We start from the raw sequence: 22177 nt of genomic DNA, 5'->3' as shown, positions 1-22177 counted from the left end.
TAAAGCGTTGAAGATTTACAAGAACCAAGTCCGGTGCGTTGAAAATGACCGATTTTCCCGACATGGAAATCTTTGCCAGGGTGGTGGCCGCCGGCAGCATGTCCGCGGCCGGGCGCGAAATGGGCCTGTCCCCCGCCGTGGTCTCGAAACGGCTGCGCCGGCTGGAAGACCGGCTCGGCACACGGCTGCTGCAACGCACGACCCGCCAGCTGGCGCTGACGGAGGCGGGACAGGGCTATTACAAGCGGGTGGTGGCGATCCTCGCCTCCATCGAGGAGGCCGAAACCTTCGTCACCCGCCGCTCGGCGCTGGCGCGCGGCACGCTGAAGGTCAGTGCGCCGACCGCCTTCGGCCGGATGCATATCGCCCCGCATCTGGGCGCGTTCCTGGCCGACAATCCGGACCTTTCGTTCAACCTCGACCTCTCCGACGAGTTCATCGACATCGTCGGGGAAGGCTATGACCTGGCCATCCGCATCGCCGAGCTGGAGGATTCCAGCCTCGTCGCACGTCGGCTGGCGCCGGTGCACCGGGTGCTGTGCGCCGCCCCGTCCTATCTGGAGCGCTGCGGCGCGCCGCAGACCATCGAGCAGCTGCAGAACAGCCATGCCTGCATCTCCACCACCCAGCAGGAAATCTGGCGGCTGGCCGGACCACAGGGCATCGAGATCGTGCGCACGGGCGGGCCGATCCGCACCAATTCCAGCGAGGTGGTGCGCGAGGCGCTGCTGGCCGGGCTCGGCATCGCGCTGCGCTCGACCTGGGATATCGGTCCGGAGCTGCGCGAGGGCAAGCTGCGCATCGTGCTGCCGCAGTATCGCGCCTCCAAGAATGTCGGCCTGCACGCGGTCTATCCCAGCCGCCGCTTCCTGCCGGCCAAGGTGCGGGTGTTCATCGACTTCATGGCGAAGCTCTACGGCCCCTCCCCCTATTGGGACGAGGGGCTGGACCAGTGGCTGGCCCAGCCGGAGAAAAGCGTGGCAGCGGTGCTGGTCGACGGCTGAGACGGACGACAACACGCGGCGGCGCCCATCGGCAGCCGCTGCAACTGCGGCCGGCGCGCCTCCCCGCGCCGGCCGTTTTTTTGTCCGGCTCTGGCGGAAGCAGAAAAATACCCATAGTTTCGAAAAATGCGACATGTTGCCTCGGCAGGGGCAGGATGACGCACGGCGGTATCGTGCTAGTCTTCCCGCCGTCTGCAAGCCAGGCGAAAGACGGACCAGCGTCCGACCGTTCGAAGAGAGAAGTCTTGGGAGAAAGCCTATGAAACGTCTTGTGTTGCTGGCCGGCGCCGCCGTGCTTGCATTCTCCGCGAGCGCCCAGGCCGACGGCGATGCCGCCGCAGGTGAGAAGGTGTTCCGCAAGTGCATGGCCTGCCATGCCGTCGGCGAGGGCGCCAAGAACAAGGTCGGCCCGCGGCTGAACGGCGTCGTCGACGCGCCCTGGGGCCATGTCGAGGACTACAAGTTCTCGCCGGCCCTGCTGGAAGGCAAGGAAGCCGGCAAGACCTGGGATGCCGAGACGCTGTCGGCCTATCTCGAGGCGCCGAAGAAGGTCATCCCGAAGGGCAAGATGGCGTTTGCCGGCCTGAAGAAGGAAGACGAGCGCGCCGACGTGATCGCCTATCTGGCGCAGTTCGCCGCCGACGGCAGCAAGAAGTGACCCGCCCCGCCGCGGGCGGGAGCGCATGACGCATCAGCTGCGACATGAGAGTTTGAAGGGAGCCGTTCCCCCGAGCGGCTCCCTTTTTCGTTTGCGGGGGGCCACCCCTCTCTCTGGCGTCCTCCCGGGCAAGTAAAGCGCGACCCGGGACCGGAGAGCCGAGGGCGCTTGTGGTAGCGCTCCGGAACGCCGGTGGCGGCTGCCTTCGCGCCACCATCCGCCCCAGCGGATACTGGATACCTGCTTGTCGCAGGTATGACAGCGGTGGAGGTGGCGATGCGCTGCCGTCTCATGCTTGCCGAGGGTGCCAATGGTTCCCGGCTCTGCGCTTGCGCGCGGCCGGGATGACGGCCGTGGAGGTGGCGCCCCCTCCTCCTCACCCCTCGCCGTGGTCTTCCTCGCTGTGGTGGCGGCGGATGCGGCGGACGGTGAGGAAGACGCCGGCCAGCACCACCGGAACGGCAAGACCGGTCATCAGCTCCGGCGAGGGCAGCACGGCTGCCAGCGGCCCGGTCTTGGCGCCCTTGGCGAGATAGGCGATCAGCCCGACCACGTAATAGCTGACGGCGGCGACCGACAGGCCCTCGACCGTCTGCTGCAGGCGCAGCTGCAGCCGGGCGCGGCGGTTCATGGCGGCGAGCTGCGAGCGGTTGTGCTCCTGCAGCTCGACGTCGACGCGGGTGCGCAGCAAGGTGGCGGCGCGGGCGAGCTTTTCCGACAGCTTGACCTGGCGCTCCTCCAGCGTCTCGCAGGTGCGCATGGCCGGCGCCAGCCGCCGCGACAGGAACTGGGTGAAGGTGAAATAGCCGTCCTGCTGGTCTTCGCCGAAGGTTTCCAGCCGCTGGCGAACGATGCCGTAATAGGCCCGGCTGGCGCCGAAGCGATAGGCGCTCTCGGCCGCGCTCGCCTCAAGATCGGCGGCAAGGCGCATGAGCTCGCCGAGCAGGGCGCGGTTGGCCTCCAGCCCGTCGCTGGTGCGCATGCGCTCGGCCAGCGCCAGCAGCGCATCCTCGATGGCCGAGACGCGCGGCATCTGGCGCTGCGCCTCGGCAAGGCCGAGCATGGCGAAGAGGCGGTACGTCTCCAGCTCCAGCAGCCGCTGGCACTGGGCGCCGGCCTGCACGGGCGAGAGCGAGCGGTCGCCGACGAGGATGCGGGTGAGGCCGTCGCGGTCCTGGCGGAAGTCGGTGGCGATGACCGAGGCGCCGCCATCGGTCTGCGAGACGCAGAGGCTGGTGCGGTCGAACAGGGCGAAGCGCCGGGAAAAGGCCGCCCCGTCCGCCGGCACCACGTCGCAGCGCACGGCGACCATCATCGGCCCAGGCGCGCGGAAGCGGGCGCCGAAGGGATGGCCGGCGGGCGCCGCCTCGGCCGGGGCGGCGGCATCGAGCGGCCCGTCCCAGGTATAGGTGAGGAACTCGCCGTGCCGCTCGCGCCGCAGCACGCCCTCGCCGATCTCCACCAGGTGGTGCCGCTCGGCCTCGCCCGGCCCCTGCAGGCCGAGGGAGCGGCAATAGCCGGCGAACCAGTCGCGGTCCGCCTCCACGCCCGCATCGTCGACGGTGAAGCCGTAGCGCAGGAAGACCCGCGGCCCAATGAGCGGGCGGAACGGGCGGGCATGCAGCTCGCCGAGGACGAGGTCGCGGGCGGGATGGGGCGGGAAGCCGGGAAGATGCGGCTCGCTGCCCTGCGGCTGCGGCGCCCCCGCGCTGTCGCTGTCGCTGTCCGCCATGCCCAGCCCCTCCCCGATCGCCGAAATCCCGCCCGTGCTGAAGACGGGCAAGAAAATGCCCCGCCCGCGCGGGTGAACGCGCGGACGGGGCAGCATTAGGCCACAGACGTCAGTTGCCGAGCAATGCGTTAGGTAGCCACAGGACGATGCCCGGGAAGAGGATGCACAGCGCAAGCCCCATCAGCTGCAGCATCACGAAGGGAATGATGCCCTTGTAGATGTGCTGGATCGTCACGCCCGGAGGCGCCACGCCCTTCATGTAGAAGAGCGCGAAGCCGAAGGGTGGCGTCAGGAACGATGTCTGCAGGTTCGTCGATACAAGGATCGTGAACCAGATCAGCGCCACCTCGCCGACGCCCTCGAACCCGGCCAGATGGTCGCCGAAATCGAGGCCGGCGACGATCGGTCCGAAGACCGGCAGCACGATCAGGGTGATCTCGACCCAGTCGAAGAAGAAGCCGAGGAAGAACACCATCCCCATCAGCACGAAGAGGATGCCCCAGGGACCGACGCCCGCCCAGGCGATGAACTCGTCGATCAGCGCATCGCCGCCGAGCCAGCGGAACACCAGCGAGAAGCAGGTGGCGCCGAGGAAGATGCCGAACAGCATGGCGCCGGTGAGCGCCGAGCGGTAGCAGACATCCTTCATCACCTGGAAGGTGAGCTGGCGGTTGAGGAAGGCGAGCAGCGTGGAGCCGAGGGCACCGACGCCGGCCGCTTCCGTCGGCGTGGCGAGACCGGCGAAGATCGAGCCGAGCACCACCACGATCAGGAAGACCGGCGGGATGAAGCTCTTGAGGATCATCAGCCAGAATTCGCCGCGGGTGGAGGGGCCGATGTCGTCGGGCAGCGGCGGGGCCAGCTGCGGCCGGATGCGGCACAGCACGATGATGTAGATCGTGTAGAGCGCCGACAGCAGCAGGCCCGGAACGATGGCCGCGACGAACACGGTGCCGACCGGGATCGACATCAGGTCCGACATGATCACCAGCATGATCGACGGCGGGATCAGGATGCCGAGGGTGCCGGAGGCGGCGATCGTGCCGGTCGCCAGCGGGATGTGGTAGTTGCGCTCCAGCATGACGGGAAGCGCCAGCAGGGTGATCATCACCACCGAGGCGCCGATGATGCCCGTCGTCGCGGCCATGATCGTGCCCATCAGCGTCACCGACAGGGCAAGGCCGCCCGGCACCCGCCGCGTCAGCACCTGCAGGCATTGCAGCAGGTCCTTCGCGACGCCGGATTTTTCCAGCATCGTGCCCATGAAGGTGAACATGGGAATGGCCACCAGCACCGGGTTTTCCATGGTGCTGCCGAAGATGCGGCTGGGCAGGATGACCAGGCGGGCGACGTTGAAGGCGCCCAGTTCCTGGGCCAGGAATGCGAAGCCGAGGCCGACACCACCGAGGATGAAGGCGACGGGAAAGCCGGTGAACAGCAGCAGCGCGAGCGCCACGAACATGTAGATCGGCAAAAGTTCCACGAAAGTCATGTTTCGAGCTCTCCGATCAGTCCGTAATCGGCCCGTTGGTGGCCACATCCTTCGGCAGGTCCGCGTGATGCGTGCCGGCATAGTCGCCGGAGCGCTCGTTCAGGTAGGACGGGCCGAAGAGATAGACGACGCAACGCAGCGCAGCGGAGACGCCGGCGGTGAACAGCAATGCGAAGCCGACGGGCAGCATGCCCTTGATGATCCAGCGATGGCTCAGGCCCGTCTGGGCGGCCGAGACCTCGCCGATCTCGAAGGACTTGCTGGCATACATCCAGCCGAACTCGACGATCAGGTAGCAGTAGGTGAGCAGGAACAGGAGGATGCCCGCCAGTTCCATCCACACCCTTGCGCGCTGGGACAGCCGGTCGCGGATCAGCTCGATGCGCACATGCCCGTCGGCCCTGTAGGCGAAGCCGAGGCAGAGCAGGAAGAGCACGGCATGCAGATGCCACTCCATTTCCTGCAGCTTGGTGCTGTCGACATAGAACGGCGTGTCCATGATCGACGTGTCGAAGTCGAGCCACTTACGCTGGCTGACATCGTAGAAGATGATCAGCATCAGGGGCACGAAGAGCCAGGAGGCCAGCTTGCCCATGCCATTGACCACGCGGTCGAAGTCGTCGGACGTGTCGAGCATGGTCTCGTAGGCCCGCGGCGCCCGCGTGCGCATGATAAGCAGGGTGATCAACAGGATCGCCAGCGACCCGATCACGCCCGACAGGCCGTCATAGGCGCGGAAGAAATTGCGCGGATTGACGTCCAGCGAGGTGAGGACGGCCGTCATGCCGCCGTCGGTGACCGCAAAGACGAAGGCGGCCAGGACCATGGCGGCGACGGCGAGCGACACGCGCCCCCCGAGGAAGCCGCCGAGGATGCCGAGCACGAAGCCCGCAGCGCACAGGATATAGGCAGGAATGCCAAGCTCGAACGCCGCGACGAGTGAAGCCGCGATGCCGGCAAGGCTGATCAGCGTTGACATGGGAACTCTCTCCCCGACCGGGTAATCGGTGGACCGTACGGCTGCGCGGTCGGCGTCCGGCTCGCCGTCGGGCGCGGCGACCTTGCCGGCCACTCGCGCAAACGACGGGTCCGCACCACCGGTTCAGGCGGTGCGGACCCGCCCTGTCAGGCGATCCGGGTTACTTCTTGAGGTAACCGATGTTGGACCAGGTCTCGTATTCCTTGCGGAACTTGGAGAGCGACTCCCAAGCCTTCACGAAGTTCGGGTTCGCAGCCTTCTCTTCCTCGACGACTTCGTTCCAGGCAGCCTCGAGAGACTCCAGGATCGCCGGGTCGAACGTCTTGAGGTTGACGCCCTGCTTCTCCAGCTCGGCGAGCGCCGCAGACTGGATGGCCTCGCCCTCGGCAATGCCGTAGATCATGTTGGCTTCGCAGACGGTCTCGAAGATGGCCTTGGTCTGGTCGTCCAGCGCGTCCCACTCGGCCTTGTTCATCATCAGGTCGAAGAAGGTCGACTGCTGGTGCCAGCCCGGGAAGTAGTAGTACTTCGCCACCTGGTAGAAGCCGAGCTTCAGGTCGATCGCCGGCATGGAGAACTCGGTGCCGTCGATGGTGCCGAGCTCGAGCGCCGGGAAGATGTCGCCGCCGGCGAGCAGCTGCGTCGACACGCCGAGCTTCTGCATGACCTTGGCGCCGAGGCCGAAGAAGCGCATCTTCAGGCCCTTGAGATCGTCGACGGTGTTGATCTCCTTGCGGAACCAGCCAGCCGCCTCGGGCGCGATGACCGCACAGACCAGCGACTTGATGCCGTAGGAGCCGTAGATCTCGTCGAGCAGCTCCTGGCCGCCGCCGAACTTCAGCCACGCGACATATTCCGGAGCGCTCGGACCGAACGGCACGGCCGCGAAGAGCGCGAGCGAGGTGTCCTTGCCGGTCCAGTAGCCCGGGGTCGACCAGGCCGCCTGCACGGCACCCGACGCCACGGCGTCGAAGGCCTCCAGCGCCGGAACGATGGCACCCGGCTCCTGGAACTTGAGGTTGATCTCACCGCCGGAAACCGCGGCAAGGCGCTCGGACACGAGCTTGCCGAGCGTGCCGAGCTGCGTCAGCGAGCCCGGATAGGTCGACTGAAGATCCCAGTCCAGCTTGTCCAGCGCGACGGCCGGCGATGTCGCACCGATCGCAAGAGACGCTGTTACGGCAACTGCAGAAATGAAAGATTTCACGTTCAGGTCCTCCCTAGGAACATTGTGCGCTCCAGGGACCGGACACCGACGACAACACAGCGGACGCAATGCCCAGCAATGCCCCGACGTCGAGCGCTCCCCATCGCGCAACAGGACGGACACGGATGCCTGCCTTTGCCGGCAGATTGTCGCCGCACAACCTGGCCGGGCAACATCCACGCCCATCTCCCGCGGGTCGGAAACCGGCCTCCCAACCGGAGAAAACCGACCCGCGCTAATTGGATAACAATATTGACCACTCAACGCAATACGGAATAAATTGCCCCAAGCTACTTCAACGCCAAGAAATTTATCGCATTGCGATGAATTTCCGCTGCGTTGCAATAAACAAGATCGGGACGATGGTATTCCAGAAGATCCATCACAACCGGACGGCAGATTCCGTTGTCGATCAGGTGGAGGAACTGATCCTGCAGGGGGTTCTGCGCCCCGGCGACCGGCTGCCGGCCGAACGTGATCTGGCAAAGAAAGTTGACGTCTCGCGCCCCATCCTGCGCGATGCCATCAAGACTCTCGAGGAACGGGGCCTGCTGGTGACCCGTCACGGCGGCGGCACTTTCATCGCCGACGTGATCGGAACCGTGTTCTCCGAGGCCATCGTCGAGCTGGTGCGGCGCCACCCGCCGGCGATTGCCGACTACCTGGAATATCGCCGCGAGATCGAGCGGACCACCGCCCGGCTGGCGGCGCAGAGGGCGACCGATGCGGACCGCGAGATCATCACCCGGATCTTCCGCGCCATGGAGGCCGCCCATAACGGCGAGGACTTCGGGCGGGAAGCCGAGCTCGACGTGGAGTTCCACCAGGCGATCGGCGAGAGCGCGCACAATATCGTGCTGCTGCACACGCTGCGCTCGTGCTACCGGCTGCTCGCCGACGGGGTGTTCTACAGCCGCGTCCAGCTCTATCGCTATCCCGGATCGCGGGAGAAACTGCTGGAGCAGCACAGGGAAATCTACGAGGCCGTAATGGCGGGCGATGCGGGACGGGCAGGCGATGCGGCCAGTTCGCATATCGACTTTGTCGAGCAGGTCGCCTACGCCATGGCACGCTCGGGCAGCTGGAGTATCGTCTCCGCGCTGCGGCTGGCGCAACGCCTGGAGAGCGAGCAGGACGACAGCAAGCGACGGCGGGCTCCCCGCCGCCCGACAGAAGAAGCAGGGACGCAATGACAGCCACCGCGCACGCTGGCGCGCAGCCAACCGAGACACCGCAGGCGCCGAAAACCGCCCCGCGCGTCGGTCTTTTCGTGACATGCCTCGTCGACCTGTTCCGCCCGAGCGTCGGCTTCGCCGCGGTGAAGCTGATGGAGGACGCGGGCTGCCTCGTCGGGGTACCGGCGGCGCAGACCTGCTGCGGCCAGCCGGCCTTCAACTCCGGCGACCGGGCGGACGCGCGTGCCATCGCCGAGCAGGTGATTCGCGCCTTCGAGGGCTTCGACTATGTGGTCGCGCCGTCCGGCTCCTGCGCCGGCATGCTGAAGAAGCACTACGAGGAGCTGTTCGAGGGCGATGCGGCCGCGCAGGAGCGGGCCTCGGCCTTTTCCGCCAAGGTGTTCGAGCTGGTCAGCTTCCTCACCGACGTGCTGGGCATCGCCAGCGTCGAGGCGCGCTTCAACGGCAGCGCCACCTATCACGACAGCTGCTCGGGCCTGCGGGAACTGGGCATCGCGCGCCAGCCGCGCAAGCTTCTCGCCTCCGTCGAGGGGCTGGAGCTGAAGGAAATGCGCGATCCGGACGTGTGCTGCGGCTTCGGCGGCACGTTCTGCGTCAAATATCCCGACATCTCCAACAAGATCGTCGAGGAAAAGACCAAGACCATCCGCGAGAGCGGCGCGGGGATGCTGCTTGCCGGCGACCTCGGCTGCCTGATGAACATGGCCGGAAAGCTCAAGCGCGAGGGGTCGGCCATCGAGGTCCGCCACGTCGCCGAGGTGCTGGCGGGCATGACCGACCAGCCGGCCATCGGCGAAAAGCGGAAGCGCTGACCGCCTCCGGTCACAGTCACGGGCACGGGCAAGCGCACGGGAGCCAGCCTCACATGCAGATCACCTCGCCACAGTTCAAGAGCAATGCGCGCCACGCGCTGGACGATGCGCCGCTGCAGCGCGCGCTCGGCCATGTGCGCTCCGGCTTCATCGCCAAGCGCGCGACGGCGGCCGCGGCGCTGCCGGAATTCGACCAGCTGCGCGACAATGCGCGCGACATCAAGGACCACGTGCTGGCCCATCTGGACCTGTACCTGGAAGCCTATGCCGAGAAGGTGGAGGCGGCCGGCGGCCACGTGCACTGGGCCGAGACGGCCGAGGACGCGCGCCGCATCATCCTCGACATCTGCCGCAAGCGCGGCGCCCGGACGGTGACCAAGGGCAAGTCGATGATCACCGAGGAGATCGGCCTCAACGCCTTCCTCGAGGAGCATTCGGTCGCGCCGGTGGAAACGGATCTGGGCGAATACATCATCCAGCTGCGCGGCGAGCACCCGAGCCACATCATCGCCCCGGCGGTGCATGTGAACAAGGACCAGGTCGAGGCGGATTTCCGCCGGGTGCATACCCATCTCGACCCGGACCGCAACCTGGAAGAGCCGACGACGCTGCTCAGCGAGGCGCGCGCGGTGCTGCGCGACAAGTATTTCCAGGCGGATATCGGCATCACCGGCGCCAACTTCCTGGTGGCGGAGACCGGTAGCTCGATCATCGTCACCAACGAGGGCAATGGCGACCTGACGCAGATCCTGCCGAAGACGCATGTGGTGGTCGCCTCGATCGAGAAGATCGTGCCGACGCTGGAGGACGTGTCGCAGATCCTGCGCGTGCTGGCGCGCTCGGCGACGGGGCAGGACATGTCGGTCTACACGACCGTGTCGACCGGGCCGAAGCGGTCGGGCGATCCCGACGGGCCGGAGGAGTACCACGTGGTGCTGCTCGACAACGGCCGCTCGTCGATGCTGGGCACCGAGTTCCAGGACATGCTGCGCTGCATCCGCTGCGGCGCCTGCATGAACCACTGCCCGGTCTATCACGCGGTCGGCGGCCACGCCTATGGCTGGGTCTATCCCGGCCCGATGGGCGCGGTGCTGACGCCTTCGCTGATCGGCGTCGACCAGTCGGGCCACCTGCCCAACGCCTCGACCTTCTGCGGGCGCTGCGAGAGCGTGTGCCCGATGCGCATCCCGCTGCCGAAGATGATGCGCCACTGGCGCGAGCGCGAGTTCTCGCGAAACCTCAACCCGGCCGGCGCCCGCTACGGACTGGCGATGTGGGCCTTCTTCGCCAAGCGGCCGGCGCTGTACCAGATGGCGACGCGCGTCGCCATGACGACGCTCGGCCTGATGGGGCGGGCGCGCGGGCGGTTCTCCTTCCTCCCGCTGGCCGGCGGCTGGACGCGGCACCGCGACCTGCCGGCACCTGAGGGCGGCACGTTCCAGGCGCAGTGGGCCAAGGCAAAGGACGCGCGGAACAAGAGCGCAAGCGGAAGGGCTTCGGCATGAGCGACGCAAAAGCCTCGATCCTCGCCAAGATGCGCTCCGCCATGGGGCGCAAGGGCGACGACACGGCCCGCCGCGCGGCGGTGGCCGACCGGCTGCAGCGCGCGCCGAAGGGGTTGATCCCGGCGCGCGGCCAGCTGGACCCGGCGGCGCGGTTAGCGCTGTTCTGCGAGATGGCGGAACGGGTGCAGGCGAGCATCGCCCGGGTGGCGAGCCCGGCCGAGGTGCCGCAGGCGGTGACCGACTATCTGAAGTCGAAGAACCTGCCGGCGCGGGTGCGCTTCGGCGAGGACGGGCGGCTTGCCGCCATGCCCTGGGCGGCGCAGGCGAACCTGGAGATCGACCGCGGGCGGGCCGAGAATGCGGATCTTGCCACCGTATCGCATGCCTTCGGCGGCATCGCCGAGACCGGCACGTTGATGCTGACCTCGGGCCCGGACAATCCGACGACGCTGAACTTCCTGCCCGAGCACCACATCGTCGTGCTGTCGGCGGCCGATATCGCCGGCGACTACGAGAGCCTGTGGGAGCGGATCCGCGGGATCCACGGCAAGGGCACCATGCCGCGCACGGTGAACATGATCACCGGCCCCTCGCGTTCGGCCGATATCGAGCAGACATTGCTGCTCGGCGCACACGGTCCGCGGGCGCTGCATGTCGTGGTGGTAGGCGAGGCCTGAGGAGCCTGAGGCGGCCGGGCCTTTCCGGCCGCTCCGCTCTCACGCCCGTGTGATTGCTCACCATTGCGGATGCAACCGTTGCTGCGACCTGATACATTCCGAGAAAGGAATGTGTCGGGAGGAGACAGCATGATCACGAGACGCGATTTTTCGCTGGCCGCACTGGCGGCCGGTGCAAGCCTGCCGCTTGCCCTGCCGCGCGCCGCAAGCGCGGCGACGCTGGGCGACGACGGGCTCTACAAGCAGGACTGGTTCGTCGAGAGCTTCCTCGACCTTGGCGACGACCTGGCCGAGGCGCAGGCGGCCGGCAAGCATTTCGTGGTGATGTTCGAACAGGGCGGCTGCCCGTTCTGCCGCAAGACCCACGAGGTGAACCTTGAGCGCGAGGACTACCTGCCCTGGATGAAGGAGAATTTCGCGATCGTGCAGCTCGACCTGTTCGGCGCGCGCGAGACGACGGACTTCGACGGCGAGGCGATGGAGGAGCGCGCGCTCGGCCGGCGCTGGCTGGTCAACTTCACCCCGACGATCCTGTTCTTCCCGCCTAATGCCGACGCCGTTGCCGGCAAGACCGGCCGCGAGGCGGAGATCGCCCGCATCCAAGGCTACCTGCCGCCTTTCTATTTCTACCATTTCTTCGAATGGGTGCGCAGCGGCGCCTATCAGAGCGAAGGCTTCCAGCGCTACGCCAACGACCGGGTCAACCAGCTGCGCGACAAGGGCGTGGAGACGGAAGACTGGCGCTTGAGCTGAGGATGCCATGCCGCTGACCAACCGGGTGTCCGCCGACGGCGGCCTGCATTCGCTCGCCGCCCGCGGCACGATGATGGGCAATCGCGGCGGCCGGCTGCACGATCCGCAGACGCAGACGCTCGGGCGGGCGCGCTGGCGCTCGCGCGCCTGGATCTGCTGCGTGCTGGAGTTTCGCGGCCGCAGGCGAAAGGTGATGGGCGAGGGCTATACCGAGCTGTTCTTCCTCGACGAAGCGACCGCAATGGCCGCCGGCCACCGGCCCTGCTTCGAGTGCCGGCGCGCGGATGCGCTGCGCTATCGCGAGGCCTGGCAGCGGGCGCAAGGGCTGCCCGCCCCGCCGAGCGCGCCGGAGATGGACCGGCAGCTGCATGGCGAGCGTACGGGAGAGCGGACACGCCTTGCCCCCGGCGACCTGGAGACGCTGCCCGACGGGGCGATGGTGCGGCTCGGCGAGACGATCCTGACGCGGCGCGAGGGGCGGTGGCTCGCCTGGAGCTTTACGGGATACCGCCCGGCCGCGCCGGACGCCCTCACCTGCTGGCCCGACAGTCCGGCAGAGCTGCTGACGCCGCCGGCAAGCGTTGCGGTGCTGGCCGCCGGCTTCCGCCCGCTCTGGCACCACAGCGCGGACAGCGCCGAGGGGTCCTGACTGTCGCAGGTCCCGATTGTCGCAGGGACGTCTCGCCGCATTTTCAGCCGCGCGAGGCTGGCCCATCTGTTGCCGTGACGCGCCCTCAAGGAGGGCGGCCCGAGGGGGCCGTTCGGGCGCTGCGACAACAGGACGGTTTCCCATGGCAAGCAGGCTCATCCGCCTTCTGGACTACATCCCCGTGTTCGGCTCCCTGCTGCGCAGCGCGCGCCGCGGCGGCCAGGCCGAGCGATTCGCCTTCTTCTTCAACATCGTGGCGCTGTGGCTGCTGGCGGTCGCCTGGTACGGCTATCCGGTGCTGATCGTCACCATGCTGACGATGACGGGGCTCTATCTCTTCGGCCTCGTCTACCTGACCTCGGAAGGCCTGCGTGCCCGCTGGCGCACGCGGCGCTCATAAAGGTTGTGGCGGCGCGCGCGAACCATCAACAGGATGCATCGATCAGGTCAACAATCCTGATTGGTCGCGGGGAGCGGGATGGGGCATGATCGCCTCACCCTCTCCCCTCACAGAAGCCGTCCCATGACCACGCTCGCTCCCGGCGCCGCCCTGCGCGACGACCCTGCCCTTTCCCCGCTCGACATGGGGCTCTACGGCCTCACCGTGCTTGCCTGGGGCTTTTCCTGGTATGCGCTGAAGCTGCAGCTCGGCGTGGTGCCGCCGGAAGTCTCGGTGTTCTGGCGCTTCGTGCTGGCCTCGGCGATCATGATGGGCTGGGCGATGGCGCGCGGCGCGCGGCTCTCCTTTCCGCTGCGCACGCATCTGCGCTTTGCCGGGCTCGGCCTCTTCCTCTTCTCGACCAATTTCACGCTGTTCTATTATGGCGGCCAGTACGTGCCGTCGGGCCTGCTGTCGGTGGTGTTCTCGCTCGCCTCGGTGTTCAACATGATCCTGGGCTTTGCGATCTTCGGCCAGCGCATCAGCCGGCGGGTGATGCTGGGCGCGCTGCTCGGCTTTGCCGGCGTGGCGCTGCTGTTCCGGCCGCAGATCATGGGCGCGGCAGACAGCGGGCTCGACGCGACGGCGCTGCTGGGCCTTGGCCTGTGCGTTGCCGGCACGCTGTCCTTCTGCCTCGGCAACATGGTGTCGACCGCCAACCAGAAGAGCGGCATCCCGCTGGTCTCGGCCAGCGCCTGGGGCATGGTCTACGGCACGGTGCTGCTCGGCCTGTTCGCGGCCTTCCGCGGGGCGTCCTTCGCCATCGAATGGACGCCGACCTATCTCGGCGCGATGGTCTACCTGGCGGTGATCGCCTCGGTCGTCGCCTTTGCCAGCTACCTGACGCTGCTGGCGCGCATCGGCTCGGCCCGGGCCGGCTACTCGACGGTGATGTTCCCGGTCGTCGCGCTGCTCGTCTCGACCGTGCTGGAGAGCTTCCACTGGGGTCCGGACGCCATCGCCGGCCTCGTCTGCGTGCTCGCCGGCAACCTCCTGGTGCTGCGCTCGGGCCGCGCCAGAAGCTGACGGACCCGCGCCTATTCGGCGGCGACCAGCATCTCGGAACTGACATTGCCGATGGCCGCGCGGATATGGGCGCAGAGCGCGTCATGCACCGGGTCGGTGGCCGCGGCGGCGCGGACCATGGTGATGTCGCAGGGTGGCAGCATCGGGAAGCCGTCGCTCTCGCCGAGAATGCGCATGCCGGCGCGCACCGCGCTTTCGGGCAGCACCGCAATGGCAAGGCCGGCCTGGACGGCGCCGATCAGCGCTGCGGCGCTGGAGGAGGTGTAGGCGATGCAATGGGCGCGGTTCATGCGGTCGAGCAGGGAGACCGCCTGAGTGCGCCAGGAACAGGTGGTGGGGCCGAGCGCCAGGCGCAGCACGTCCTCGCAATGCAGGCACTGGTTGGCCGGCGCCACCCAGTGCAGCGGCTCGCGGCGGATCACCTCGCCCTGAACCTTGACGCAATCGCCGGACGTGACGATGGCAAGGTCGAGCTCGCCGCGCTCGATCATCTCGCCGGTGAAGATCGAGCCCTGGCATTGCACGGCGATCTCGATGGCCGGGTTGAGGCGGGCGAAGGCGGCCAGCACCTGCGGCAGCAACCGCTCGGCATAGTCGTCCGGCAGGCCGAGACGGACGCGGCCGACGATGGAGGGGGCGGAAAAGGCCGTCACCGTCTCGTCGTTGAGACGGATCATCCTCTGGGCGAACTCGATGAGGCGATGGCCGTCCTCGGTGAGGCGCGACTGGCGCCCGTCCTTGACGAAGATCGGCCGCTCCAGCCGGTCCTCCAGCCGTTTCATCTGCATGGAGACCGCCGACTGGGTCTTGTTCACCGCGTCCGCCGCCTTGGTGAAACTGCCGAGCTCGGCGATGGCGAGGAAGGTGCGCAACTGGTCGATATCGAGAGCATGGGCCATGGCTGTCGCCTCCGGCTTGCGCAGCGCGCCAAACGGCCGCGTTCCGCGCTGACTGTGTCCTGATCCCAATACATCACGGATCAAGATCGATATCCATCGAAAACATTCGTTTGTTAAATCGATCCGCGCTTCATATTCTCTTGTCATACGAAACGGATGGAGGCGGCAGCGCCGCCACAGCACATACCAGGCGCGCCACCCTGGGGCGCCGGAAAGGAGAGTCTTGCCATGACGCAGGCATGCAATACCCCGATCGCCGGGCCGGCGCGCGTTTCCCTTCTCGCAACGCTCGGCACCGCCGCGACCTCGCTTCTGACGCTCACCGCCGCGGCATGGCGCCGCCGGCAGAACCGCAAGGCGATCTCCGGCCTGCTCGATCTCGAGGACTACATGCTCGCCGATATCGGCGTGACGCGCTCCGACGTCGCCGCCTCGCTCTACGCGACCGAGCATCTCGACCCGAGCGCACAGCTCTCGCGCCTGCGGAACGAGCGGCGCATCTCGACCCTTTCCGGGCGCCGCAAGCGCGGCGCCTGAGACACAGACTTAGCGCCGGGCGGCACTCGAGACCCTCTCCCTTCGCCCGGTGCCGAGGCCCTGTCGGCCCCTCGCCGACTCACCTTGCCCGCCTCCCCCCGAGGCGGGTTTTTTTTGTGCACCAACGGCATCTGCACGAAATCTGCAGAACTCCTTCAGGCCAGCTCCGCAAGCGCCATGGCACGGGACTGCCAGCCGATCTTTCCGGATCGGCAAGCAGAGCCCGTCCGAAGGAGGAAGACCATGACGCTTGCCGCTACGCTGGACCGCAGCCTGCCGCGCCCGCTGCAACGGGAGGCATGGTGGCTGAGTGCCGCCGCCGCACCGGCCAGACCAGCCGCGGAGCCCGAAGCCGGGGCGGACGACGCACCCGCGCCGCAGGCCGCTCCGGCCGAACGGCAGGGGCCGCCGGACGAGCACTTCCGCTGGCCGCCGAACGCGCAGCTGGCCGCGCTGCTTGCCTGCGTCGTCGCCGCGAACCTGCTGCTCTATCACCGCTGGCCGGGGCTCGCCTTCGTGCCGTTCGCCGTCGCCGTCTTCCTCGCCACTGTCGCCACCCTGCCCGGCCGCAGGATCCCGCGCGGACCGGCCTTGCTGCTGGTGGCGAGCCAGCTGCCGCTGATCGAGTATCAGCAGCTGCTTGCCGTCGCCTTCGCCGTCGGCGGCCTTGCCGTCAGCCTCGTCTGGGCGCGCGCTGCGGCAAGACCGGGCGCGGCGCAGGTCGCCCTCAAGGCCGCGCTGCTGTTGCTGTCGTCGGTGAAGCAGCCGTTCCGGGCGCTCTGTTTCGCCTCACTCGCGGTGCAGGCGGCAAACCGGGGCGAGGGCAGCGGAACGACGGCACAGAAAGCGGCAAGCCGCCTCGCCTTCCCGCTGCTGGGTGCAACGGCGCTGCTGGTGCTGCTGGCGGTGGCCAATCCGGTGATCGAGGGCTGGCTCGACCGACTGCTCACCCTGGACATCCATCTTGCGGCGTTGCTGTGGCGGGTGGTTTTCCTGTCTGTCGTCGCATCGCTGGTCTGGCCGTTCCTGGCGTGGTCGGGCGTGCTACCGCCGCTGCGGGCACTCGATGCCGGCGCGCCGGCCGGCCGGTGGCTCGGCCTCAATGCCGGCTCGGTGACGCTGGCTCTGGTCCTCTTCAATGCGATGCTGCTGGTGCAGGTCGGCACGGATGTCCGCTATCTGCTCGCCGGCGGCGAACTGCCCGAGGGGCTCACCTATTCGGCCTATGCCCGGCGCGGCGCCTTCGCGCTGATGGCCACGGCCGTGCTGGCCGGCGGTTTTGCCGTGCTGGCGCGCCCGTATCTGGGCGAGCGGCCGGGGCTGCGCGGCCTGATGTATCTGTGGCTCGCGCAGAACCTGGCGCTGACGGGCGCGGCCGGCTACCGGCTGTGGATCTATGTCGAGGCCTACGGGCTGACCAGCCTGCGCATCCACGCAGCGATCTGGACGATGCTGGTCGGCCTCGGCCTTGTCCTGATCGCCTGGCAGATCCGGCGCGACCGCTCGAGCGGGTGGCTGCTCGCCCGGCTCGCGGTGCTGGGACTGGCAACGCTCTATCTCTGCTCCTTCGTCAATTTCGGGCACATCGTCGCCAGCCACAACATCGCCCGGCTGAAGGGCCCCGGCGAGCCGGTTTGCGAGGCCGGCTATCCGGTGGCGCCGAGCCATGCTCCCTCCGATGCCTGGTGCAGGACCACCCGGCCGCTAATCGCCGGCTGGCGCGATTGGGACTTTCGCACCTGGAGAACCATCGGCTATCTGGAGGCACAAAAGGTCCGGAGGCGGATGAATGAAAATCCTGGTCGTCGATGACGACCCGCATCTGCGGGACCTGCTGTCGATCACGCTGCAACGCTCCGGCTTCGACGTGCTGAGCGCGTCCGACGGACAGATCGCCCTCACCCATGCAGCACGCGAGCGGCCGGACCTGATCGTGCTCGACGTGGGCCTGCCGGAGATCGACGGATTCGAGGTCTGCCGCAGGCTGCGGACGAGGTCCGAAGTGCCGGTGCTGTTCCTGACCGCCCGGGACGAGGAGATCGACCGGGTGGTCGGGCTGGAGCTGGGCGCCGACGACTACGTCACCAAGCCGTTCAGCCCGCGCGAGCTGGTCGCGCGGGTCCGGGCGATCCTCAAGCGCGGCCAGGGAGCAACAACTGCGCGCGTGATGCGGCACGGGATGCTGGAACTCGACCCGCAGGCGCATGACTGCCGGCTGAACGGCACCGCCGTCGCCCTCACCTCGACCGAGATGCGCATCCTTGCCGCCCTGATGCAGGATCCGGGTCGCACCCTGTCGCGACAACGGATCGTCGACATCGTCTGGGGGCCGGCGAGCCAGGTCTCCGACCGCACGCTCGACAGCCATGTGCGGAACCTGCGCCAGAAACTCGCCGCGGCCGGCGGCGCCGAGGCGCTGGAAACGGTGCATGGCGTCGGCATCCGCATGGGGGCCTGCACGCCGTGACTCGCAAATGGCGCCCCTCGCTGTGGCTGGTGCTGGGCGGTGCACTGGCCGGCACGCTGGCGCTGTCGCTCGCCGGCATCGTGACGCTGCGCTATCTCGGCCCGGAAATCGGCTTCCGTCATGCGGCGATCCTGCTGGCGACGATCATCGGCCTGCTGACCGCCGTGCTGTGGCTGATGCTGCTGCGCGTGCTGCTGCGGCCGGTCACGGCCCTTGCCGCCTATGCCGCCGCAATGCGCGCACCAAGCCGCGAGGCGGTCGCCCCGCCGGAGCATTTCGGCACGCGCGAACTGCACGACATGGGCCTCAGCGTCATCGACATGGCCGCGACGCTGAGCAACCGCGAGACCACCGTGCGCAGCTTCACCAATCATGTGACGCACGAACTGCGCACGCCGATCTCGACCCTGCGGGCGGCGACCGAACTGCTGGAGGACAGCGCCGAGCTGTCGCCGGCCGACCGGCATCTGGTGGCGCAGATCCGCGGCGCCGGACAGCAGCTCGACCGGCAGATGGAGGCGCTGCGCCAGGTGGCGGCGGCGCGCGAGACGGACTATCGCGGCCGCACGAGGCTGTCTGAGCTGATCAAAGGGCTGGCGCCGCGCCACCCCGGCCTGCGGATCGTCGCCCGCGGCGAGGAGGCCGTGCTGCCGCTGGCGATGGAGGGGGCGGAGATCGTGTTCTCGCATCTGTTCGGCAATGCGGCCGGGCACGGGGCGAAGACGGTGAGCGTCGACGCGCGGCAGGAGGCGGAGCTGCTCGCCGTCACCGTGCGCGACGACGGGCGCGGCGTGTCGAGCGGCAATCGCGAGCGGATCTTCGAGCCGTTCTTCACCACCCGGCGCGAGAGCGGCGGCACCGGCATGGGACTGCATATCGTCGCCAGCCTGCTGCGCGCCCATGGCGGGCGCATCGTGCTGGAGCCGGCAGCGGACGGCAGCGGGGCGGCCTTCCGCATCGAATTCCCGCAAGACTGAGGCGCTCCCTGTCTCAGTCTTTCTTCGCCGACGAGGCCTGTTCGAACAGGGTCTCGAAGCTGCGGATCTGCCGCTCCTGGATGTCGCGGCCGAGCGAGAGCCAACTGTCGACGAATGCCGACCCGGCATCGGCAGCGCTCTCTGCGGCTGGTTCATCGACGGGTTCGGGTTCAGGTGCAGGCTCGGGTGCCGGCGGCTCCTCCTGCTCCTGCTCCTGCGCGGCGGCGCCGGTCGCGGTGGCGGCGCCGACAAGGCCGAGATAGCCGTCCCAGAACGAGCGCATCGCCTCCGTGTAGGGCGCCATCACCCGCATCGGGTTGGGCACCGGCTTCGGCCGGCCGCGGGCATAGCCGGCAAGGAAGGCATCGAGCAGCTCGCGCGCCGGGCCGACGGTGAAGCGCCGGGCCGCCTGGCCGAGCGCCAGCGTGGCGACGACCGGCATCATGGTCTCGACGCCGGGAAGCTCCAGCCCGGTCTGCTGGGCGACATATTCGGCGATGGAGCGCTGCACCTCGGACGGGCCGAAGATGAGGGCGAGCGGCTCGCCCACCAGGGCGGACGGGTCGGGCAGCGCCGCGGCGCGGCCGGGACCGGGCATCAGGGCGAGCAGGCCCTCGAGCGCGGAAGGAGAGGCAGCGTAGCGGCGCATGCCGGCGAGCGCGGCCGGCATCAACGCCTCGGCAGCGCGGGCGACATCGCTCTCGCCCCAGCCGAACTGGCGGCGCATCGCCTCGCCGACCGCTGCCGGATCGAAGGCGCCCAGGGCAGGAAAGCTCTCGGTCATCGCATGCCTTTTCCACTGTCAGGAGCAGGCATCTTCCGCTGTCGCGGCGGCGCGGTCAAATGACTTGCGCCGCCGCGTACTCTCAGTAGGCGTAGGCGGTGTAGGCCCTGGAGAGATCGCCCTGCCAGTCGCCGTTGTAGCGGCGCAGCATGACGTCGGCCGGCGACATGCCGCTCGCCACCGTTTCCTCGACGGCGGCAAGATGCACGCGCTCGTCCTGGCCGCCATCGTTGAGGCGGGCGCGGCGCTTCAGGCCCTCGCGGGAGAGGCCGACCATCTCGCGGGCGAGATCCAGCACCGTGCCGCCGCGGAACGGCGCCTGAAGGCCGAGGCGCGGCACGTCGTTGCGAAGGGCAACGCGCTCTTCTTCGCTCCAGTCGCGGATCATCTCGCCGGCCTGGTCGAGGATGCCCTCGTCGTAGAGCAGGCCCACCCAGAGCGCCGGCAGGGCGCAGATGCGCCGCCACGGACCGCCGTCGGCGCCGCGCATCTCCAGGTACTTCTTCAGCCGCACGTCCGGGAACAGGGTCGACAGGTGGTTGTTCCAGTCGCCGATGGTCGGCCGGGCATCCGGCACGACGCCTTCCAGCGCGCCGTCCATGAAGGCGCGGAAGGTGGTGCCGGTGACATCGTAATAGGTGCCGCCGCGCTTGACGAAATACATCGGCACGTCGAGCGCCCACTCGACGTAGCTCTCGAAGCCGAAGCCGTCCTCAAAGGCGATGGGCAGCGGACCGGAGCGGTCGTTGTCCGTGTCCTTCCAGATCTCGGCGCGGAACGAGCGGAAGCCGTTCGGCTGGCCGTCGGTGAAGGGCGAATTGGCGAAGATCGCGGTGGCGACCGGCTGCAGCGCCAGGCCGACGCGCATCTTGGCCCGCATGTCGGCCTCCGAGGCGAAGTCGAGATTCACCTGGATGGTCGAGGTGCGGTACATCATGTCGAGGCCGAGGCTGCCGACCTTGGGCATGTAGCGCGTCATGATCTCGTAGCGCGACTTCGGCATCACCGGCACGTCCTCGCGGCGCCAGTCCGGCGTCATGCCGAGGCCGAGGAAGCCGATGCCGAGCGGCTCGGCGATCTGGCGCAGCTGCGCCAGATGCGCATTGGTCTCGCGGCAGGTCTGGTGCAGGTTGTCCAGCGGCGCGCCGGACAGCTCGAACTGGCCGCCGGGCTCGATGGAGATCGCGCCGCCGCCGACCGGATCGGCAAGGCCGATGACGCGGCCGTTGTCTTCGATCCGCTCCCAGCCGAGCAGGCCTTCCATGCCCGTCAGCAGGGTTTCGATGCCGGCCGGGCCCTCGTAGGGCACCGGAGAATTGTCGGCGAGGCGGAAGGCGAACTTCTCGTGTTCCGTGCCGATGCGGAACGCATCCGTCGGCTTGCAGCCGGCCTCAAGCGTCGCAGCGAGGTCGGCCACCCCCGCGACCGGGGTGGAATCAATGGTATCGCGGGCCATGGGGTATCCCTTCGCGTGGTCGGCGCGCACCATACTCAGCCGCCCCGGCCAAAACAAATGAGATTTTTCGTGATCCAGTCCAGTGGCGGAAAGCTGCGAAAACGCCCCCTGCTCCAGCCGCAGTCCCGGCCTCAGACCCAGTCGCCGAGCCGCGCCTGAACCACCGCAAGCGCGGCGACGGCCGCCGTGTCGGCGCGCAGCACGCGCGGGCCGAGCGGCATCGGCACCACGAAGGGCAGCGCCCGCAAGAGGGCGCGCTCCTCTTCCGAAAAGCCCCCTTCCGGCCCAACCAGAACCGCCAGCGGCACGCCCGGCGACAGGTTCTCGAGGGCGGCAAGCGGGTTCTGGCTCGCCTCGCCCTCGTCGCAGAAGACAAGGATCCGCGCGCCCTCGCTCGCCTGCCAGCCGGCGAGCAGCGCCTCCAGCGCCACCGGCTCGTCGATGGCTGGAACGGCGAGGACGCCGCATTGCTCGCAGGCCTCGACGGCGTTGGAACGCATGCGCTCCAGGTTGACGCGGCCGGACTGGGTGTAGCGGGTGAGGACGGGGCGCAGGGCGCCGGCGCCCATCTCCACCGCCTTCTGCACCATGTAGTCGAGGCGGGCATGCTTGAGCGGGGCGAAGAGGTAGTGAAGGTCGGGGAGCGGGGCTTGCGGGCGGGTCATGCTGCCTGCCACCAGCGAGGCCTGCTTGCGCCCCTCCTGGCGCAGCGCCGCGCGCCACTCGCCGTCGCGGCCGTTGAACAGCAGCACCTCGTCGCCGTCCTTCATCCGCAGGACGTTGAGCAGATAGTTGGACTGGGCCCGGTCGAGCGCGATCGCCGCGCCGGCGGCAAGGCCGTCTTCGACATGGAGGCGCGGCAATCGGAATTCGTAACGGGGCATGGCGGGATTTTCCGGGACGCGTGAACAGGAGAGCCGTGGACCGG

22 protein-coding genes are annotated in these 22177 nt (G+C 68.3%); 14 read left to right on the top strand and 8 right to left on the bottom strand.

From position 1 onward, the window contains the following. Positions 1-44: 44 nt before the first annotated feature. Both GH266_RS18005 and GH266_RS18000 read left to right on the top strand, forming a co-directional pair. Positions 45-1004: a LysR family transcriptional regulator gene (locus GH266_RS18005; RefSeq protein ID WP_158195056.1), complete on the top strand. Its 960-nt coding sequence runs from the start codon at positions 45-47 to the stop codon at positions 1002-1004. Between the two features lie 259 nt (positions 1005-1263). Next, complete coding sequence (locus GH266_RS18000; protein WP_158195055.1) at positions 1264-1662, top strand: c-type cytochrome; 399 nt, start codon at positions 1264-1266, stop codon at positions 1660-1662. 376 nt (positions 1663-2038) lie between these two features. Here the strand turns inward: GH266_RS18000 and GH266_RS17995 are convergent, their stop codons facing one another. From GH266_RS17995 to GH266_RS17980, 4 genes are all read right to left on the bottom strand, one after another. Then, the gene (locus GH266_RS17995) at positions 2039-3394 is read right to left on the bottom strand and encodes a DUF3422 family protein (RefSeq protein WP_158195054.1); all 1356 of its coding nucleotides are present in this window, start codon (positions 3392-3394) and stop codon (positions 2039-2041) included. A gap of 109 nt (positions 3395-3503) precedes the next feature. Next, entirely contained in the window at positions 3504-4886 is a 1383-nt protein-coding gene (locus tag GH266_RS17990) for a TRAP transporter large permease (RefSeq protein WP_158195053.1), read from the bottom strand. A 16-nt stretch (positions 4887-4902) separates the two neighbouring features. After that, positions 4903-5865 carry a TRAP transporter small permease subunit gene (locus GH266_RS17985; RefSeq protein WP_199270365.1) on the bottom strand — a complete coding sequence of 321 codons (963 nt, stop codon included), beginning with the start codon at positions 5863-5865 and terminating at the stop codon, positions 4903-4905. Between the two features lie 160 nt (positions 5866-6025). Further along, complete coding sequence (locus tag GH266_RS17980; RefSeq protein ID WP_199270364.1) at positions 6026-7072, bottom strand: TRAP transporter substrate-binding protein; 1047 nt, start codon at positions 7070-7072, stop codon at positions 6026-6028. A gap of 362 nt (positions 7073-7434) precedes the next feature. Here GH266_RS17980 and GH266_RS17975 point away from each other — a divergent pair, with 362 nt between their 5' ends. From GH266_RS17975 to GH266_RS17940, 8 genes are all read left to right on the top strand, one after another. After that, positions 7435-8265 (top strand): FadR/GntR family transcriptional regulator, encoded by an 831-nt coding sequence (locus tag GH266_RS17975; RefSeq protein WP_158195051.1) that lies wholly within the window; start codon positions 7435-7437, stop codon positions 8263-8265. Next, a complete protein-coding gene (locus tag GH266_RS17970; protein WP_158195050.1) occupies positions 8262-9080 on the top strand; it encodes a (Fe-S)-binding protein in 819 nt (272 codons plus the stop codon). Before GH266_RS17975 ends, GH266_RS17970 begins: the two co-directional genes overlap by 4 nt. Before the next feature lie 53 nt (positions 9081-9133). Beyond that, positions 9134-10585: a LutB/LldF family L-lactate oxidation iron-sulfur protein gene (locus tag GH266_RS17965; RefSeq protein WP_158195049.1), complete on the top strand. Its 1452-nt coding sequence runs from the start codon at positions 9134-9136 to the stop codon at positions 10583-10585. Next, positions 10582-11262 (top strand): LutC/YkgG family protein, encoded by a 681-nt coding sequence (locus GH266_RS17960; protein WP_158195048.1) that lies wholly within the window; start codon positions 10582-10584, stop codon positions 11260-11262. The genes GH266_RS17965 and GH266_RS17960 overlap by 4 nt, the downstream gene beginning before the upstream one ends. A gap of 129 nt (positions 11263-11391) precedes the next feature. Continuing rightward, entirely contained in the window at positions 11392-12015 is a 624-nt protein-coding gene (locus GH266_RS17955; protein ID WP_158195047.1) for a thioredoxin family protein, read from the top strand. Positions 12016-12022: 7 nt separating this feature from the next. After that, the gene (locus GH266_RS17950; RefSeq protein ID WP_158195046.1) at positions 12023-12664 is read left to right on the top strand and encodes a hypothetical protein; all 642 of its coding nucleotides are present in this window, start codon (positions 12023-12025) and stop codon (positions 12662-12664) included. Between the two features lie 142 nt (positions 12665-12806). After that, positions 12807-13064, top strand: coding sequence for a hypothetical protein (locus tag GH266_RS17945; RefSeq protein ID WP_158195045.1), 258 nt, complete (start codon positions 12807-12809; stop codon positions 13062-13064). A gap of 123 nt (positions 13065-13187) precedes the next feature. Then, positions 13188-14129 (top strand): DMT family transporter, encoded by a 942-nt coding sequence (locus GH266_RS17940; RefSeq protein WP_158195044.1) that lies wholly within the window; start codon positions 13188-13190, stop codon positions 14127-14129. 11 nt (positions 14130-14140) lie between these two features. Here GH266_RS17940 and GH266_RS17935 read toward each other — a convergent pair whose 3' ends face one another. After that, the gene (locus tag GH266_RS17935) at positions 14141-15028 is read right to left on the bottom strand and encodes a LysR substrate-binding domain-containing protein (RefSeq protein ID WP_158195043.1); all 888 of its coding nucleotides are present in this window, start codon (positions 15026-15028) and stop codon (positions 14141-14143) included. 228 nt (positions 15029-15256) lie between these two features. Between GH266_RS17935 and GH266_RS17930 the strand changes: the two genes are divergently transcribed. From GH266_RS17930 to GH266_RS17915, 4 genes are all read left to right on the top strand, one after another. Continuing rightward, positions 15257-15565, top strand: coding sequence for a YjiS-like domain-containing protein (locus tag GH266_RS17930; RefSeq protein ID WP_158195042.1), 309 nt, complete (start codon positions 15257-15259; stop codon positions 15563-15565). Between the two features lie 243 nt (positions 15566-15808). Further along, complete coding sequence (locus tag GH266_RS17925) at positions 15809-17377, top strand: DUF4153 domain-containing protein (protein WP_158195041.1); 1569 nt, start codon at positions 15809-15811, stop codon at positions 17375-17377. Then, positions 17355-18032, top strand: coding sequence for a response regulator transcription factor (locus tag GH266_RS17920; RefSeq protein ID WP_158195040.1), 678 nt, complete (start codon positions 17355-17357; stop codon positions 18030-18032). The genes GH266_RS17925 and GH266_RS17920 overlap by 23 nt, the downstream gene beginning before the upstream one ends. Next, positions 18029-19009, top strand: a complete 981-nt coding sequence (locus tag GH266_RS17915; RefSeq protein WP_209001481.1) for a sensor histidine kinase — start codon at positions 18029-18031, stop codon at positions 19007-19009. Before GH266_RS17920 ends, GH266_RS17915 begins: the two co-directional genes overlap by 4 nt. A gap of 13 nt (positions 19010-19022) precedes the next feature. Here the strand turns inward: GH266_RS17915 and GH266_RS17910 are convergent, their stop codons facing one another. The 3 genes from GH266_RS17910 to GH266_RS17900 form a co-directional block, all read right to left on the bottom strand. Beyond that, complete coding sequence (locus GH266_RS17910) at positions 19023-19793, bottom strand: DUF937 domain-containing protein (protein ID WP_158195039.1); 771 nt, start codon at positions 19791-19793, stop codon at positions 19023-19025. Between the two features lie 82 nt (positions 19794-19875). Then, positions 19876-21249 carry a glutamate--cysteine ligase gene (locus GH266_RS17905; protein WP_158195038.1) on the bottom strand — a complete coding sequence of 458 codons (1374 nt, stop codon included), beginning with the start codon at positions 21247-21249 and terminating at the stop codon, positions 19876-19878. Between the two features lie 131 nt (positions 21250-21380). Then, complete coding sequence (locus tag GH266_RS17900; RefSeq protein WP_158195037.1) at positions 21381-22133, bottom strand: 16S rRNA (uracil(1498)-N(3))-methyltransferase; 753 nt, start codon at positions 22131-22133, stop codon at positions 21381-21383. Between the last annotated feature and the right edge of the window lie 44 nt (positions 22134-22177).

This window comes from Stappia indica (assembly GCF_009789575.1).
Lineage (GTDB): Bacteria > Pseudomonadota > Alphaproteobacteria > Rhizobiales > Stappiaceae > Stappia > Stappia indica_A.
This window is presented reverse-complemented; position numbering and strand designations above follow the sequence as displayed.

Bases quoted from the DNA above. Each gene is read 5' to 3' on its own strand.
- GH266_RS17995 (WP_158195054.1), bottom strand. From the start codon at position 3,394: ATGGCGGACAGCGACAGCGACAGCGCGGGGGCGCCGCAGCCGCAGGGC.
- GH266_RS17900 (WP_158195037.1), bottom strand. From the start codon at position 22,133: ATGCCCCGTTACGAATTCCGATTGCCGCGCCTCCATGTCGAAGACGGC.
- GH266_RS17925 (WP_158195041.1), top strand. From the start codon at position 15,809: ATGACGCTTGCCGCTACGCTGGACCGCAGCCTGCCGCGCCCGCTGCAA.
- GH266_RS17970 (WP_158195050.1), top strand. From the start codon at position 8,262: ATGACAGCCACCGCGCACGCTGGCGCGCAGCCAACCGAGACACCGCAG.
- GH266_RS17910 (WP_158195039.1), bottom strand. From the start codon at position 19,793: ATGACCGAGAGCTTTCCTGCCCTGGGCGCCTTCGATCCGGCAGCGGTC.
- GH266_RS17990 (WP_158195053.1), bottom strand. From the start codon at position 4,886: ATGACTTTCGTGGAACTTTTGCCGATCTACATGTTCGTGGCGCTCGCG.
- GH266_RS18005 (WP_158195056.1), top strand. From the start codon at position 45: ATGACCGATTTTCCCGACATGGAAATCTTTGCCAGGGTGGTGGCCGCC.
- GH266_RS17950 (WP_158195046.1), top strand. From the start codon at position 12,023: ATGCCGCTGACCAACCGGGTGTCCGCCGACGGCGGCCTGCATTCGCTC.
- GH266_RS17955 (WP_158195047.1), top strand. From the start codon at position 11,392: ATGATCACGAGACGCGATTTTTCGCTGGCCGCACTGGCGGCCGGTGCA.
- GH266_RS17930 (WP_158195042.1), top strand. From the start codon at position 15,257: ATGACGCAGGCATGCAATACCCCGATCGCCGGGCCGGCGCGCGTTTCC.
- GH266_RS17940 (WP_158195044.1), top strand. From the start codon at position 13,188: ATGACCACGCTCGCTCCCGGCGCCGCCCTGCGCGACGACCCTGCCCTT.
- GH266_RS18000 (WP_158195055.1), top strand. From the start codon at position 1,264: ATGAAACGTCTTGTGTTGCTGGCCGGCGCCGCCGTGCTTGCATTCTCC.
- GH266_RS17945 (WP_158195045.1), top strand. From the start codon at position 12,807: ATGGCAAGCAGGCTCATCCGCCTTCTGGACTACATCCCCGTGTTCGGC.
- GH266_RS17985 (WP_199270365.1), bottom strand. From the start codon at position 5,865: ATGTCAACGCTGATCAGCCTTGCCGGCATCGCGGCTTCACTCGTCGCG.
- GH266_RS17935 (WP_158195043.1), bottom strand. From the start codon at position 15,028: ATGGCCCATGCTCTCGATATCGACCAGTTGCGCACCTTCCTCGCCATC.
- GH266_RS17905 (WP_158195038.1), bottom strand. From the start codon at position 21,249: ATGGCCCGCGATACCATTGATTCCACCCCGGTCGCGGGGGTGGCCGAC.
- GH266_RS17920 (WP_158195040.1), top strand. From the start codon at position 17,355: ATGAAAATCCTGGTCGTCGATGACGACCCGCATCTGCGGGACCTGCTG.
- GH266_RS17960 (WP_158195048.1), top strand. From the start codon at position 10,582: ATGAGCGACGCAAAAGCCTCGATCCTCGCCAAGATGCGCTCCGCCATG.
- GH266_RS17975 (WP_158195051.1), top strand. From the start codon at position 7,435: ATGGTATTCCAGAAGATCCATCACAACCGGACGGCAGATTCCGTTGTC.
- GH266_RS17965 (WP_158195049.1), top strand. From the start codon at position 9,134: ATGCAGATCACCTCGCCACAGTTCAAGAGCAATGCGCGCCACGCGCTG.